The 14602-nt window shown below is 71.0% G+C and carries 10 protein-coding genes and 1 pseudogene; 6 read left to right on the top strand and 5 right to left on the bottom strand.

Annotation, left to right across the window (positions count from 1 at the left end):
* Nucleotides 1-234 precede the first annotated feature (234 nt).
* The 3 genes from Q2K21_RS19775 to Q2K21_RS19765 all read right to left on the bottom strand — a co-directional run bounded on the left by Q2K21_RS19775 (nt 235) and on the right by Q2K21_RS19765 (nt 4189).
* Nucleotides 235-600 (bottom strand): TraR/DksA family transcriptional regulator, encoded by a 366-nt coding sequence (locus Q2K21_RS19775; RefSeq protein WP_310772744.1) that lies wholly within the window; start codon nt 598-600, stop codon nt 235-237.
* Nucleotides 601-650: 50 nt separating this feature from the next.
* Nucleotides 651-1838, bottom strand: a complete 1188-nt coding sequence (locus Q2K21_RS19770) for an alcohol dehydrogenase catalytic domain-containing protein (RefSeq protein WP_310772743.1) — start codon at nt 1836-1838, stop codon at nt 651-653.
* Between the two features lie 83 nt (nt 1839-1921).
* Entirely contained in the window at nt 1922-4189 is a 2268-nt protein-coding gene (locus tag Q2K21_RS19765) for a catalase (protein ID WP_310772742.1), read from the bottom strand.
* A 282-nt stretch (nt 4190-4471) separates the two neighbouring features.
* Between Q2K21_RS19765 and Q2K21_RS19760 the strand changes: the two genes are divergently transcribed.
* On the top strand, nt 4472-4891 hold the full coding sequence (locus Q2K21_RS19760; RefSeq protein ID WP_310772741.1) for a CBS domain-containing protein: 420 nt from the start codon (nt 4472-4474) through the stop codon (nt 4889-4891).
* Nucleotides 4892-5239: 348 nt separating this feature from the next.
* Here the strand turns inward: Q2K21_RS19760 and Q2K21_RS19755 are convergent, their stop codons facing one another.
* Nucleotides 5240-6586: an amidase gene (locus Q2K21_RS19755; protein ID WP_310772740.1), complete on the bottom strand. Its 1347-nt coding sequence runs from the start codon at nt 6584-6586 to the stop codon at nt 5240-5242.
* A gap of 299 nt (nt 6587-6885) precedes the next feature.
* Nucleotides 6886-7932: a LacI family DNA-binding transcriptional regulator gene (locus tag Q2K21_RS19750; RefSeq protein ID WP_310772739.1), complete on the bottom strand. Its 1047-nt coding sequence runs from the start codon at nt 7930-7932 to the stop codon at nt 6886-6888.
* A 242-nt stretch (nt 7933-8174) separates the two neighbouring features.
* Between Q2K21_RS19750 and Q2K21_RS19745 the strand changes: the two genes are divergently transcribed.
* The 5 genes and pseudogenes from Q2K21_RS19745 (at nt 8175) to Q2K21_RS19725 (ending at nt 14584) form a co-directional block, all read left to right on the top strand.
* Entirely contained in the window at nt 8175-9467 is a 1293-nt protein-coding gene (locus Q2K21_RS19745) for an ABC transporter substrate-binding protein (protein ID WP_310772738.1), read from the top strand.
* Between the two features lie 6 nt (nt 9468-9473).
* Nucleotides 9474-10367 (top strand): carbohydrate ABC transporter permease, encoded by an 894-nt coding sequence (locus Q2K21_RS19740; protein ID WP_310772737.1) that lies wholly within the window; start codon nt 9474-9476, stop codon nt 10365-10367.
* Complete coding sequence (locus Q2K21_RS19735; RefSeq protein WP_310772735.1) at nt 10364-11275, top strand: carbohydrate ABC transporter permease; 912 nt, start codon at nt 10364-10366, stop codon at nt 11273-11275. Before Q2K21_RS19740 ends, Q2K21_RS19735 begins: the two co-directional genes overlap by 4 nt.
* Nucleotides 11276-11312: 37 nt before the next feature.
* Nucleotides 11313-12545: a glycoside hydrolase 5 family protein gene (locus Q2K21_RS19730; protein ID WP_310772733.1), complete on the top strand. Its 1233-nt coding sequence runs from the start codon at nt 11313-11315 to the stop codon at nt 12543-12545.
* 41 nt (nt 12546-12586) lie between these two features.
* Nucleotides 12587-14584 (top strand): annotated as a pseudogene (locus Q2K21_RS19725) (endo-beta-N-acetylglucosaminidase).
* Nucleotides 14585-14602: the final 18 nt, after the last annotated feature.

The following is a 14602-nucleotide window of genomic DNA, read 5'->3' as shown; positions in this document are numbered from 1 at the left end:
CGGTCTGGCGGCGGACACGGGCCTGCCCGCGGATACAGGCGGAACGACCCTCGACCCTCCCCAATCCCCGGATCAGGCCGCCAGACGACGCCGGACGACGCCAGACGGCCGTTGGGCCTGCGGGACGTGTGACGGTCCGGCGGCGGATGCGGGCCCGCCCGCGTACACGGGTGGAACGACGCTCCCGAATCCCCGGATCAGGCCGCCACACGACACGAATGCCGGATCGGGCCGTCACGCCGGCGTACCGGCCCCCGCCCGGGCGCAGACGATGCACAGCTCCGTGTGCGGCACCGCCAGCAGACGGTCCCGTCCGATGACGTCACCGCAGAACGCACACCGGCCGAAGCCCGGTGCCCCCACCCGGGGCAGGGTGGCGACGACCTGGTCCAGCAACGTCCGCGCCCGCTCGGTATCCCGGCGCAGGCGGTCCAGCGCGGCCGTCTTCGCGCTCGCGTCGCCCGCGTCCAGATCGCAGTCCGCGGACAGGGCGGTCATCTGCGACTCGGCAGCCGAGAGCTCCACGCGCAGCGCGTCCGCCTCGGCGGTCAGCCGCGCGGCGATGTGCCGCAGGTCATCGGTCGACAGGTTCGTCGGCATGGGTACTCCACCTCGGACTCGCACGGTCAGGGCACCTCGGGCTCGTCCGGTCAGGGCTTGAGGAGGGTCTTGACCATCCCGTCCTCCTTGGCCTGGAACATCGTGTACGCCTTGGGGCCGTCCTCCAGCGGCACGGCGTGCGTCTTGAACGTGTCGACGCCGAGCGGATCCTCGTCCGTGAGCAGGGGGAGGATGTCCTCCACCCAGTTCCACACGTTCGCCTGGCCCATGCGCACCTGGACCTGCTTGTCGAACATCGTCAGCAGCGGCATGGGACTCGCGGCGCCGCCGTACACCCCGGAGACCGACAGGGTGCCGCCCCGGCGTACCAGGTCGATGGCCGTGTGCAGGGCCCCGAGCCGGTCCACTCCGGCGTGTTCCATCAGGGGCTGTGCCACGGCGTCCGGCAGATGGCCGGTCACCCACTGCGCCGCCTTGGCGAACGGCGCTCCGTGCGCCTCCATGCCGACGGCGTCGATCACGGCGTCCGTGCCGCGGCCGTCGGTGAGGTCCCGTACGGCCTCGGTGAGGTCCTTGCCGCTGTGTCGGCGCACGTCGAAGCAGGTCACGCCGTTCGCCGCGGCGCGCTCCAGACGCTCGTCCACCAGGTCCACACCGATCACCAGGCCGGCACCGCGGTGCCGTGCGACGCGGGTGGACATGTCGCCGATGGGTCCGAGGCCCAGCACGGTCACGCTGCCGCCGCCGGGCACCGCCGCGTACTCCACCGCCTGCCACGCGGTGGGCAGCACGTCGGACAGGTACACGTACCGGTCGTCGGGCGGCCCTTCGGGCACCTTGATGGGCAGCTTGTTGCCGAACGGCACCCGCAGGAGTTCCGCCTGCCCGCCCGGCACGTGCCCGTACAGCTTCGTGTACCCGAACAGCGCGGCGCCGGTTCCCCGCTCCCTGACCTGTGTCGTCTCGCACTGCGAGTGCAGGCCCTGGTTGCACATGAAACAGTCGCGGCAGGAGATGTTGAACGGTATGGCCACACGGTCGCCCGGCTTGAGCGAGTGCACCTCCGGTCCGACCTCCTCGACGATGCCCATGGGCTCGTGGCCCAGGATGTCGCCCGGATCCAGGTAGGGGCCGAACAGCTCGTACAGGTGAAGGTCCGAACCGCAGATCCCGGAGGACGTGATCCTCACGATGACGTCGTCGGGCTTCTCGATACGGGGGTCGGGGACGGTCTCCACACGGACGTCCCGCCGCCCCTGCCAGGTCAGTGCTCGCATGGTGCTGCTCCTCCGCTCTCACGTGCTTCGGCGGTATCCGGCCTTCCGAGTCCCCGGGCGCGTACGGTCGACACCCGGAGCGGTCATACGCGCGACCTGAACCGCTTCCAGACGCGGTGCTCGGGCAGCAGGCGGGTGATCCGGTCCAGCGCGCTCGAACCGGTGTCGGCGGTCACCACGCCGGGCGCGTCGACAGGGATGCCCGCGGACTGCAGGGCCCGCTGCGCGCCGGCCCAGCCCCCGATCACCTTGCCGTGCCGGAACGCCTCGTTCAGCATCAGCAGCACCCGTGGATCGACCGCGCCGTCGGTGCCCGGTTCTCCCGCCTTGGCATCACGGGCGCCGTACGCGTCGGCGGCGGGCTCGGGGGCTCCGGCCAGCAGGACCGCGTCGTACTCGACGGACCGGGCGGTCGCGAACGTGCGCTGTACGGTGATGGGCTCGCCCTCCGGGTCGAGCTTCCCGCCGGTCGGCGCGATGACCAGGGGCACCATGCCCGCGGTGTGGAGGGCTTCACACACGGTGCGTACGCCGTCGAGATCGCTCGTGCCGTCCGTGACCACGCCGATGACGCGGCCGTCCAGCGGCCAGGTGCGCCCCACTTGGGACAGGGCGGGACTGGCGTCCGCGGCGAACAGCGGCGCGGTGGCCTCCGGGGCGGGCAGACCGAGCCCCGCGGCGACCTGTTCGCACAGCTCGGGGTCGATGTTGGCCAGCACCCGCAACGCCCGCTCCTTGACGGCCTGTTCGTAGCACTTACCGAGCTCGAAGGTGTACGCGGCCACGATGTGCTCGCGCTCCACCGGGCTCATGCTCAGCCAGAACAACCGGGGCTGGCCGAAGTGGTCCGCGAACGACTCCGGGGCCCCGCGTACCTTCCGCGCCTCCGGCACGGGCACCGGCGTCTCGACGTACGCGTGCGTGTCCGCCCCCGCGAGGAACGGGCAGCCGCCGTCGAGGGAGTTGGGGCGGTAGGGGGCCACCCCTGTGTGCACGGCGGTCTGGTGCATGCCGTCCCGGAGCATGTCGTTGACCGGGGCATGGGGGCGGTTCACCGGAATCTGGGCGAAGTTCGGGCCGCCGAGCCTGCTGATCTGCGTGTCGAGGTAGGAGAAGAGCCGGCCGGCCAGCAGCGGGTCGTCGGTGACGTCGATGCCGGGGACGAGATGGCCGGGGTGGAAGGCGACCTGTTCCGTCTCGGCGAAGAAGTTCGTCGGGTTGGCGTTCAGGGTCAGCAGCCCGATCGGCTGCACGGGCGCCAGCTCCTCAGGGACGATCTTGGTGGGGTCCAGGAGGTCGATGCCCTCGAAGGTCTGCTCCGGGGTGTCCGGGAAGGTCTGGATGCCCAGCTCCCACTGTGGGTAGGCGCCCGCCTCGATCGCGTCGGCCAGGTCACGCCGGTGGAAGTCCGGGTCCATGCCGCCGATCAGCTGGGCCTCCTCCCACACCAGGGAGTGGACACCGAGCCGGGGCTTCCAGTGGAACTTCACCAGCGTGGTCACGCCCTCCGCGGTCACCAGCCGGAAGGTGTGGACGCCGAAGCCCTCCATCATCCGGAACGAGCGCGGGATGCCGCGGTCGGACATGTTCCACAGCGTGTGGTGGGTGGCCTCGGTGTGCAGGGTCACGAAGTCCCAGAACGTGTCGTGGGCGCTCTGCGCCTGCGGGATCTCCCGGTCGGGGTGCGGCTTTCCGGCGTGGATGACGTCCGGGAACTTCACCGCGTCCTGGATGAAGAACACCGGGATGTTGTTGCCGACCAGGTCGAAGGTGCCCTCGCTGGTGTAGAACTTCGTCGCGAAGCCGCGGGTGTCGCGCACGGTGTCGGCGGACCCCCGCGAGCCCAGGACGGTCGAGAACCGTACGAACACCGGTGTCTCGACGTCGCGTTGCAGGAAGGCAGCCCTGGTCACGCTCGCGGCGGTGCCATAGCCCTGGAAGACGCCGTGGGCCGCGGCCCCGCGGGCGTGGACGACCCGCTCGGGGATGCGTTCGTGGTCGAAGTGGGTGATCTTCTCGCGCAGATGGTGGTCTTGGAGCAGGACGGGCCCGCGGTCACCGGCCTTGAGGGAGTGGTCCGTGTCGTAGAGGCGGTTTCCCTGTGCGGTGGTGAGGTAGGGACCGGCCTGGGCCCGCGCCGTCGGTTCCGCTTCTGTGGGACGACCGGTGGGGCTGACGGTCTCGGGAGCCGTCTGGTCGGGCCTGGGCGGCAGCGGCGGCCTGGGGGTGGTCGGCTCCGCCACGGGAGGCGACTCGGCCCCGGGCCCACGGGGGACGCCGTCCGCCGGGCGATCGTCGCGCCGGGCGTCCGCCGGCTTGTCCGTCATGCGCTTGAGCGGGTTCTCGGTCATGGGCGTGGCGCCTTCCGACGAGTCGTCCGCGCGGCGACGGCCCCGAGGCGGGTGACCTCACCGCGGGGGCGGAGCGTGCCACGCGATCATGTGTGCGTGCCCCGTCCTGGGTACCCATGAACGCCTCCCCGAAGCCTGTACGGACCGGCGGACGGACGGCGGAGCCCGCACCCGGAGCAGGCCGGATTAGCCACGGCGAGCACGTGCAGCCGCGGTCCTGTCGGGTACCCGACGCGTGAAGCGGCGGTGGCCGGCACCGCCGCCCGTGAGAAGGGAAACGTGATGGTCCAGCATGTCCGCGACATCATGACCGCGGAACCCGTGACGGTGGAACCGCAGGCCTCGGTCGAATCGGTGGCCCAGGTGATGCGCGACCAGAACATCGGAGCCGTTCTGGTGACGGAGGGTGACGAGTTGCGCGGCCTGGTGAGCGACCGCGACCTCGTGGTGCGCGCGCTCGCGGAGGGCGCGGACCCGGAGGAGACCACGGTGGCCCGCGCGTGCAGCGACGATCTCATCACCATCAGCCCCGACGAGGACCTCGACCGGGCGGTGCAGCTGATGCGCGAGCACCACGTCCGCCGTATCCCGGTCGTCGAAGGCGGGCACCCGGTGGGCATCGTCTCCCTCGGTGACCTGGCTATCGAGCGGGACCCGGGGTCGGCACTCGGTGACATCAGTGCCGCGAGGCCCAACATCTAGCCCGAGACCCGCCATCCGGACCACCGAGAAGGCTCGCGTAGACCACAGAGAAGGCTCGCGCAGACCACCGAGAAGGCTCGCGCCGCCGAGACAGGGAGGCCCGGGCCGGGGACGCGCGCAATGCGGCGAGGACGGGCTGTCGCGCGGTTCCCGGCCCTCCGTGGCTTCCGGCTTCCCGGCCGACCGACTCTAGCTAGGCCCTGTCGTCAAACTCCCTCCCCCAGAGCACGCACCTACAGCGACATCAGCCTCCCCCAAGCTCTCGGCTTCGCTCGAGCAGGGGGACCCCCATCGCGGCGGGCGCAGGGCCCGCCCTTCGGGCGGACGACGGGAGTTTGACGACAGGACCTAGCCCAGGGGTGCCGTGCGCTGCCACGGCCGGAGCACCTCCAACTGGCCGGCCACCTCCAGCAGTGCCGCCTCCGAGCCGGGCCGTCCCACCAGCTGGACGGCGCAGGGCGCGCCGCTCGGGAGCGTGCCGAACGGGACCGACATCGCCGGCCATCCGGTGAGGTTCCACGGCGGGGTCATGGGGGAGTAGTTCGTGTTGGCCAGCACATTGCGCAGCCAGCCGCGCTCGTGCCAGGGCCCGGCGGCCGGACTGCGGCGGGCGAGGGCGGGGGTGAGCAGCACGTCGTGGTCGGCGAAGAACGGCTCCAGGCGTCGGCGCAGCTGCTCGCGACGGTCACCGGACCGGACGTTCTTCACGAAGCGGCGGCCCAGCGTCGCGTGGACCCGGGTGCGCCTGGCCAGCCGCCGGTGGTCGAGGCCCTCGGCGTCGACCGCCGTGCCCGCCGTCCAGTGCGCGAGCGACGTCGTGCCCAGCCACCAGGGGTACGGCGGATCGGCCGGACGCACCTCGTGACCGGCCCGCGCGAGCAGCGCGGCCGCCTCACGGGCCGCGTCCGCGTAGGGGCGGCTCACGCTCACGCCGACCAGGGGGCTGCGCACCGAGAGCGCGATCCTGCGTTCGGCGGCGGACTCCGGTACCCGCGTCTCGCGCCGGTCCGCCAGGACCTCGAACATCAGCCGAGCGTCCTCGACCGTCGTGGCGAGCGGGCCGTTCTCCGACATGCCGAACCAGTCGCCGTTCCCGATGCCCGCCGGGACCGTGCCGTACCCGGGCTTGATGGTGACGAGTCCGCAGTTGGCCGCCGGGATGCGCAGCGAGCCCATCCCGTCGTTGCCGAGCGCGATCGGCACCATGCCGGCGGCCACCGCCGCCGCGCTGCCGCCCGAGGAGCCGCCCGCCGTGCGGGAGATGTCCCATGGGTTGCGGGCGGTTCCGTGCACGCCTTCCGTGGTGCCGAAGACACACAGCTCGGGCACGTTCGTCAGCCCCACGACGACCGCGCCCGCCGCGCGCAGCCGCGCCACCGTGACGTGGTCGTGGTCGGCGGCCGTGTCGGGGGTCGAGGCCGAGCCGATGCGCGTGGACTCACCGCGTACGGCCAGGTTGTCCTTGACCGCCACGGGGACGCCGGCGAGCGGCAGGTCGGCCAGGTCCGCGCGGTCCGCGACCTCGTCGGCCTCGGCCAGTGCCGCTTCCGCGCGCAGCCGGCGGAAGGCGCCGACGCGGGCGTCGAGCCGTTCGATCCGCGCGAGGTGCTCGGCCACCACCTCGTGGGGCGTGGCCCGTTTCTCGCGTACGGCGGCGGCGATCTCGGCGGCGGTCCGGCCGACCCAGCTGGTCACGGGCGCTCCCTGTCGGTGCTCGGCATGGTCGATGCGTGGACGTACTGGCGAGTAGCAGTACGAGGAGCACTGTGCCCTGTCGGCGGCGTCGCGTCGAGTGTCTGATGGTGCCATGTCACCGGCATCACGGACGTGTTGGACTGCCGCCGGCAACTTCCAGGGCCGCGTACGGCGTTTACTTCCAGGCCGCGTACGGGGTCTTCTTCCAGGCCGCGTACGGGGTCTTCTTCCAGGCCGCGTACGGGGTCTTCTTCCAGGGCCGCGCACGGGGGGTCTACTTCCGCGGCCGCGCACCGGGGTCATGTGCCCCGCGCCACCCCCGTACTCTCCCGCTCGATCAGCCGCGGAACCGGCACCCGCACCGTCCGCGCCGGGCCGCCGTCCAGCAGTGCCGTCAGCTCCTTCGCCGCCGTGCGGCCGAACTCCACGGTGTCGCGGGAGAGCGCGGACAGCCACGGCTTGACCATGCGGCACAGCGCCGAGTCCTCCCAGGCGACCACCGAAACGTCGGCCGGCACCGAGAAGCCCAGCTCGGCGGCCGCGGCGACCCCGGCGACGGCCATCACGTCGTTGTCGTAGACCAGCGCGGTCGGGGGAGTGCCCTGCGACAGGACGCGACGCGTGACGGCGGCGCCCTCCGCGTCCGAGTAGTCCGTGGTCACCGAGCGCACCTCGGCGAGCCCGCGCCGCTCGGCCTCGGCCCGCAGCGTCCGGATACGGCGCTCGGTGTGCGCGAGGCCCGGCAGGCCCGCGATGTGCACGATCCGGCGGTGGCCCAGCGCCGACAACTGGTCGACGACCGCGGCCATCGCGCCCGCGTCGTCCGCCCAGACCGTGGACAGCCCGGGATGACGCGCGTCGGGCACGCCGCCGATGACCACGGCGGGCAGGCCCAGCTCGTCGAGCAGGTCGGGACGCGGATCGTCCGTGCGCGGGTCCACCACCAGCACCCCGTCGACCCGGTGCTCGGCCCACCAGCGCCGGTAGACCGCGCATTCCGCGTCCACGTCCTCCACCACCTGGAACAGCAGGCCCAGATGGCGTTCCGCCAGCACTTCCTGGATGCCGGAGATCAGCTGGAGGAAGAAGGAGTCGACGCCCAGTGTGTCCGCCGGGCGCGCCACCACCAGACCGACCGTGGCAGCGCCCTCGCCGGACAGCTGGCGCGCCGCCGTGCTCGGCCGCCACCCCAGCTGCTCGGCGACCCGGCGTACCCGGTCGCGGGTGACCTCGGAGACGCCGGGCCGGCCGTTGAGCGCGAAGGAGACGGCGCTCTCGGAGACTCCGGCGCGACGCGCGATGTCCTTCATGGTCGGTCGGCGTGCGGGGGACCGTTTGGCCGGCACGTTGCTCCCCCCTTTCTCCACGACTTCTTCACCAGGGTGGCGTCGTCGACTAATGCGCTTGAGTGCAAGAACCCTAAAGCGCATTAGTCACGACTGGCAAGTTTTGGTTGGCACCCGGTCTGACCTGCACTAATGATGGATGGATTTCTTTAGCTGGAGCGAATCCATTGACTTTCCCCGAACGTGCCGGGCAAGGTCGCTGCCGTCACCAGCCGCCGACACCGCAAGGGAGCCGTGTCACCGTGCCCATACCCCGTAGAGCACTCGCCGCTGCCGCCGTCGCCGCCCTCGTCCTGCCGCTGAGCGCCTGCGGCTCCTCGGACGACGGCAGCGGCTCGACGGACGCCTCCGGCAAGGTCGAGGGCGACATCACCTTCCAGACCTGGAACCTGCGCGCCAACTTCAAGGACTACTTCGACGGCCTGGTCGCCGGCTTCGAGAAGAAGTACCCCGGCACCCATGTGAAGTGGATCGACCAGCCCGCCGAGGGCTACGCCGACAAGATCAGCGCGGACGCGGCCGGCGGCACCCTGCCCGACGTCGTCAATGTCTCGCCCGACCTGGTCGCCCCGCTCGCCAAGGCCGGACTCGCCCTGGACCTCGACAAGGCGGCGGCCAAGTACAAGCCGGAGTACCTCGACGGCGCCTGGGCGAGCCACCAGATCCCGGGCATGACCGGCACGTACGCCTTCCCCTGGTACCTCAACACCGGCCCGCTGTTCTACAACAAGAGCCTCTTCAAGAAGGCCGGACTCGACCCGGACACGCCCCCGAAGACGTACGCCGAACTCTTCGACGACGCCCTCCAGATGGCGAAGAAGAGCGACGGCAAGGTCGCCACCCTCGGCAATGTGCCGACCATCGAGGACTTCGGCCGCTACGGCGCCGAGCTGATGAACAAGCAGGGCACCGGCTTCGCCTTCAATGACGCCAAGGGGGTCGAACTCCTCACCAAGTACAAGGAGCTGTACGACGCCAAGGCACTCGACCCGCAGGCCCTGACCGCGACCGGCGAGTCCACCGGCAAGAAGTTCCTCACCGAGGCCGTCGCCATGAACCCGGGCAGCGCGCTGGACCTCGGCAACTTCAAGAAGCAGGCGCCCAACCTGTACAAGAACATCGGGATCACCGACCAGATCACCAGCACCGGTCACGTCAACATGTACGTGATGGGCGTGATGGTCAATTCCCGCACCAAGCACACGCCCGCCGCGGTCGCCTTCGCGCACTACGTGACCGACGCGCAGAACCAGATGTCGTTCGCGAAGAAGGTCGCCATCTTCCCGAGCACCGCGGGCTCCCTCGACGACCCGTACTTCACCAAGGAGGACGGCACGGACGAGACCCGGGTGCGGATCGCCGCGGCCAAGTCCCTGAAGAACGCGGTCAACTACACGCCCGTACTGTTCAGCGAGCAGATGAAGACCGAGCTGCGTAACGAGGTCGCCAAGGCGTTGCAGGGCAAGGAGAGCCCCAAGGCGGCTCTCGACAACGCTGTCAAGGCCTGCGACCGGCTCCTTCAGCAGCAGGGCTGAGAGGTCATGGCCACTTCCGTCGCGTCCCGGGTGCGGCGCCAGCTGCCCAGCAGCCCCTGGCTGTTCGCCGCCCCCGGGCTGCTGGTCACCGGCGTCTTCATCCTCTACCCGTTCGTCTCCACCCTGGTGAACGCCTTCACCGACCGCCGCACCCTGATCCCGGGCCACTTCGTCGGCCTCGCGAACTTCCGCGAGATGCTGCACGACGACATGTTCTGGATCGGCCTGCGCAACAGCACGCTGTACGTCGCCGGAGTCGTTCCCGTGCTCGTCGTCCTGCCGCTGCTGCTGGCCCTGCTCGTGCAGAAGAACATTCCCGGAATCACGTTCTTCCGCTCGGCCTTCTACACCCCGGTGGTCGCCTCCATCGTCGTGGTGGGCCTGATCTGGGTGTGGTTGCTGGACGAACGCGGACTGGTGAACTCCCTGCTGGAGACCATCGGCGTCGGCCGGGTCGGCTTCCTCAGCGACCAGTGGCTGCTCCTGGTGAGCGCCATGCTCGTCACGGTCTGGAGGGGCCTCGGCTACTACATGATCATCTACCTGGCCGCGCTCGCCAATGTGCCGCGTGAGCTGCACGAGGCCGCCGCCGTGGACGGCGCGGGCGCGGTGCGCCGCTTCCTCACGGTCACCGTGCCCGCCGTCCGTTCCACCATGGTGCTGGTCGCCGCGCTCTCCTCGGTCGGCGCGTTCAAGGTGTTCTCCGAGGTGTACCTGATGGCCGGTCCGTCGGGCGGCCCCGCGGGCGAGGACACCACCCTGGTCATGCTCGTCCAGCGCACCGGCACCGGCCTGACCGGCCGCGTCGGCTACGCCTCCGCGATCTCGGTCGTCGTCTTCGTCGTCACCGTCGCGCTGATGCTGCTCGTGCTGCGCGCGGACCGGAGGGAGGACACGTGAGCGTCGTCGAGAAGGAGAGGGTACGTCCCACCCAGGCGCCCACCGTCCTACGGAAACCCAGGGTCACCGACGAGCGCGGCCGCCGCGTCCGCGTATGGGAACTCGTCCTGCGGTACGTGCTGCTGCTCGCCGTCCTGGCCCTGACCGTCGGCCCGTTCCTGTGGCAGCTGTCCACCTCGCTCAAGGGCCCGACCGAGGACATCTTCAGCTCGCCGCCGAAGTTCCTCCCCGGCGACGCCACGCTCCACAACTACGCACGCGTCGCGGACACCATCCCCGTCTGGGACTACGCCCTCAACTCCCTCAAGGTCGCCGGCGCCAACGTCGTGACGAACTGCGTCGGTTCGGCCCTCGCGGGCTACGCGCTCGCCCGGCTGCGCTACCGGGGGCGCGGGGTCGCCACCCTCGTCTTCATCCTGGCGATGCTCGTCCCGGTCGAGGGCATCATCATCGCCCAGTTCACCACCATGCGGGAGCTCGGCCTCAACAACACGCTGATCGGCGTGGTCCTGCCCGGCAGCATCGGCGCGATGAACGTGCTGCTGATGCGCAACGCCTTCCTCAATCTGCCCTACGAGATCGAGGAGGCCGCCTACGTCGACGGTGCCAACGTGTGGCAGCGGTTCCTGCGCATCGCGCTGCCGTCCGTGAAGGGCACCCTGGCGGTCGTCGCGATCTTCGCGTTCATGGGTGCCTGGGACGACTTCCTGTGGCCGCTGATCGTGCTGAGCGACCCGTCGAAGTTCACCCTGACCATCGGACTCAACTATCTGCACGGCACCTTCGCCAATGACGAACGCCTCGTCGCCGCGGGCACGATCATCGCGGTGGCGCCGCTCATCGCCCTCTTCGCCTGCCTCCAGCGGTACTTCTTCCGCGGCGTCGGCGAGGGCGCCGTCAAGGGCTGAATCCCGTACGCGCTCCACCGTTCGAAGGAATTCCCGCATGCCCCGTGCCGTGCGCTTCGGCGTCAACTACACCCCGAGCGAAGGGTGGTTCCACCACTGGCTCGATTTCGATCCGGACTCCGTACGCGCCGACCTGGACTCCATCGCCGCGCTGGGCCTGGACCACATCCGGGTCTTCCCGCTGTGGCCCTACTTCCAGCCCAACCGCACCCTGATCCGTCCGCGCGCCGTCGAGCAGCTCGTCGCCCTCGCGGACGCGGCCGCCGAGCGCGGACTCGACGTCAACGTGGACGGGCTGCAAGGGCACTTGTCGAGCTTCGACTTCCTGCCCGCCTGGACGCAGACCTGGCACCGGCGCAACATCTTCACCGATCCGGAAGTCGTCGAGGGAGAGGCCGACTACCTGCGGACCCTCGCCGCCGCACTCGCCGACCGGCCGAACTTCATCGGCATGACGATCGGCAACGAGGTCAACCAGTTCGCCGCCGGACCGCACCCCGACCCCGACCGCATCACCTCCGAGCAGGCCGGGCAGTGGCTGACCCGGCTGCTCGCCGCCTGCGCCGATGGCGCCCCCGGCAAGCTGCACCTGCACGCCTCCTACGACGCCGCCTGGTACCAGGACGACCAGCCCTTCACCCCCGAGCACTCGGCCCGCCTCGGCGACGTCACCGCCGTGCACTCCTGGGTGTTCAACGGCACCGCCCAGCGCCACGGCCGCACCGGCACCGCCACCGAGCACCATGCCGCGTACCTCATCGAACTCTCCAAGGCCTGGGCGGACGACCCCCACCGCCCGGTCTGGCTCCAGGAGGTCGGTGCCCCTTCCCCACTGATCCCCGCGGAGCACGCCGCCGCCTTCACCGAGGCGACCGTCACCAACGCCCTCGACTGCACGGACGTCTGGGGCGTGACCTGGTGGTGCTCGCACGACGTCAGCCGCGACCTCGCCGACTTCCCACAACTCGAATACGGCCTGGGCCTGTTGACGAACGACCGGCGCCCCAAACCCGCCGCCGAGACCCTCGCCCGGATCATCGGGGAACAGCGGCCCTACGAGCCCGCCCCCCGCACCACCGCGCTGGTCGTCGACACCGCTCCCGGCCGCTCGGTCTGCGCGCCCGGCGGCCCGGTCTTCGAGGCCTTCGCCCGGCTGACCGCCGAAGGGGCCCGCCCCACCACCGTTCTCGCGAGCCGCGCCGACGACAAGGACCACCTCGCGGCCCGTGGCATCACCGACGTCGTCACCCCTGATCAGGTCACCGAGTAGCCCCTCCCCACACCGTCCAGCCAGACGAAACGGAGCACACAGTGAACCTCAGCAGACGCACGGTCCTGCTCGCCGGAGCGGCGGCGGCGCTCACCCCCGTGCTGCCCGCGCCCGGCGCCTCGGCGGCGACCCGCGACCTCCAGCCGTACGCCTCCTACTGGTACCCGGACTCCCTGCCCTCCGGCACCCCGGGCACGGGCATCACCTGGCGCAGCCTGAAGACCTGGAGCGCCGGTACCGACACCGACCTGACGTTCAACGCCGCCTCCGTGCCGCTTGCCGCCCGCTTCACCCCGACCCCCGCGAACACCACGGCCCGCTCCGGCCAGGCCCGCATCCAGTCGCTGGTCTCCTTCGGGCCGACCTCCGGCAACCCCTCCCAGGGTGCCCCGACCGCCGACTACTACGCCCTCACGCACTGGGCGTACGTCGACGAACTGGTCTTCTGGGGCGGATCGGCGGGCGAGGGCCTGATCCTCGCCCCCAACGCCCCCATCGTCGACGCCGCGCACCGCCACGGCGTCCCCGTCCTCGGCAACATCTTCCTGCCGCCCGTCGCCTACGGCGGACAGCTCCAGTGGACGCGCGACCTCGTCCAGAAGGACAGCGCGGGCCACTACCCGCTCGCCGCGCAACTCGTCGCGGTCGCGGACGCGTACGGCTTCGACGGCTGGTTCGTCAACGCCGAGACCAGCGGCGGGGACAGCGCGCTCGGCGCCGACATGCTCGGCTTCGTCAAGGAGCTGAAGGCGCTGAGCGCGGCGAAGGGGCTGCGCGTCACCTGGTACGACGCGATGACCGTGAACGGCACGGTCAGTTGGCAGGGCGCGCTCAACAGCCAGAACCAGGCCTTCTTCCAGGCCGCCGACTCCATGTTCGTCGACTTCCGCTGGTCGAAGAGCTCGCTTGTCTCCTCCGGGAAGCTGGCCCAGCAACTTCGCCGCAGCCGCTACGAGTTGTGGGCGGGTGTGGACGTGGAATCGGGCGGTACCAGCACCTCCGTGAACTGGGACGCGATCGTGCCGACCACCTCCGCACACGTCACCTCGATCGGCTTCTACCGGCCCGAGTGGACCCGTAACCACCTGCCCGCGAGCCGCACGCCCGGCGACTTCCACGCGGCGGACGACCTCTTCTGGACGGGCGCCTCCCTCGACCCGTCCAAGCCCAGCACCACGGCGAGCTGGCGCGCCCCGGCCGTGTCGGTCGCCGACCGCTCGACCGTCGACGCCCTGCCGTTCGCGACCGTCTTCAACACCGGGCACGGACTGAAGTGGTACGAGAACGGCGAGGCCACCTCGGACACCGGCTGGAACCACCTCGGTCTCCAGGACCGGCTGCCGTCGCGCCGCTGGGTCGTCCGCACCAGCGGCACGCGCCCCACGGTCGCCTTCGACTTCGCGGACGCCTGGCGCGGCGGAAGCAGCCTCCTGGTCTCCGGCGCCCTCGACGCGCCGGCCACCCTGGACCTGTACGCGACCCGGCTGCCGATCGGCCCCGAGACGGTCGTCGAGCTGACCCATCGGGTCGACGCGGGTGACGTGCGGGTCGAGCTGGGGGTCGCCACCGCCGAGCCGAGCGCCCCCGGGAAGGCACCCTCGTACACCTACTTCCCGGTGGCCACCGGCGACGGCTGGCAGACCACGACCGTGCCGCTGACCGGCCTGTCCGGCACCCTGCGCACCCTGTCCGTACGCCTCACGGGCAGCGGCGGCCAGGTGCGCTGGCGCCTCGGCGGACTCGCGGTACGGGACGCGGCCACCACCCCGGCCGCCCCCACCGGCCTGAGCATCACCGACGCCGACGGCGGCAACCTGCGCTTCTCCTGGACGGCCGCGCCCGGCCCCGTACGGCACTACGAGCTGTACCGGATCCTGCCCGGCGGCACCCGCCGCTTCCTCGGCGGCACCTGCTAGTCGGCGTACTACGCCGGCTCTCTCGCCGCCGAGCCGGGCGAGAGCGCCGCACGGTTCGAACTGCGCGCGGTCGGGGAGCTGTACAACGTCTCGACCGCCGCCACGACCACCCACTCCTGGTAACACCCGGCACCCCGCACC

It is taken from the genome of Streptomyces sp. CGMCC 4.7035, assembly GCF_031583065.1.
In the GTDB taxonomy this organism is placed as follows: Bacteria; Actinomycetota; Actinomycetes; order Streptomycetales; family Streptomycetaceae; genus Streptomyces; species Streptomyces yaanensis.
The sequence above is the reverse complement of the archived record's forward strand: the minus strand, read 5'-3'. Positions and strand labels throughout refer to the sequence as shown.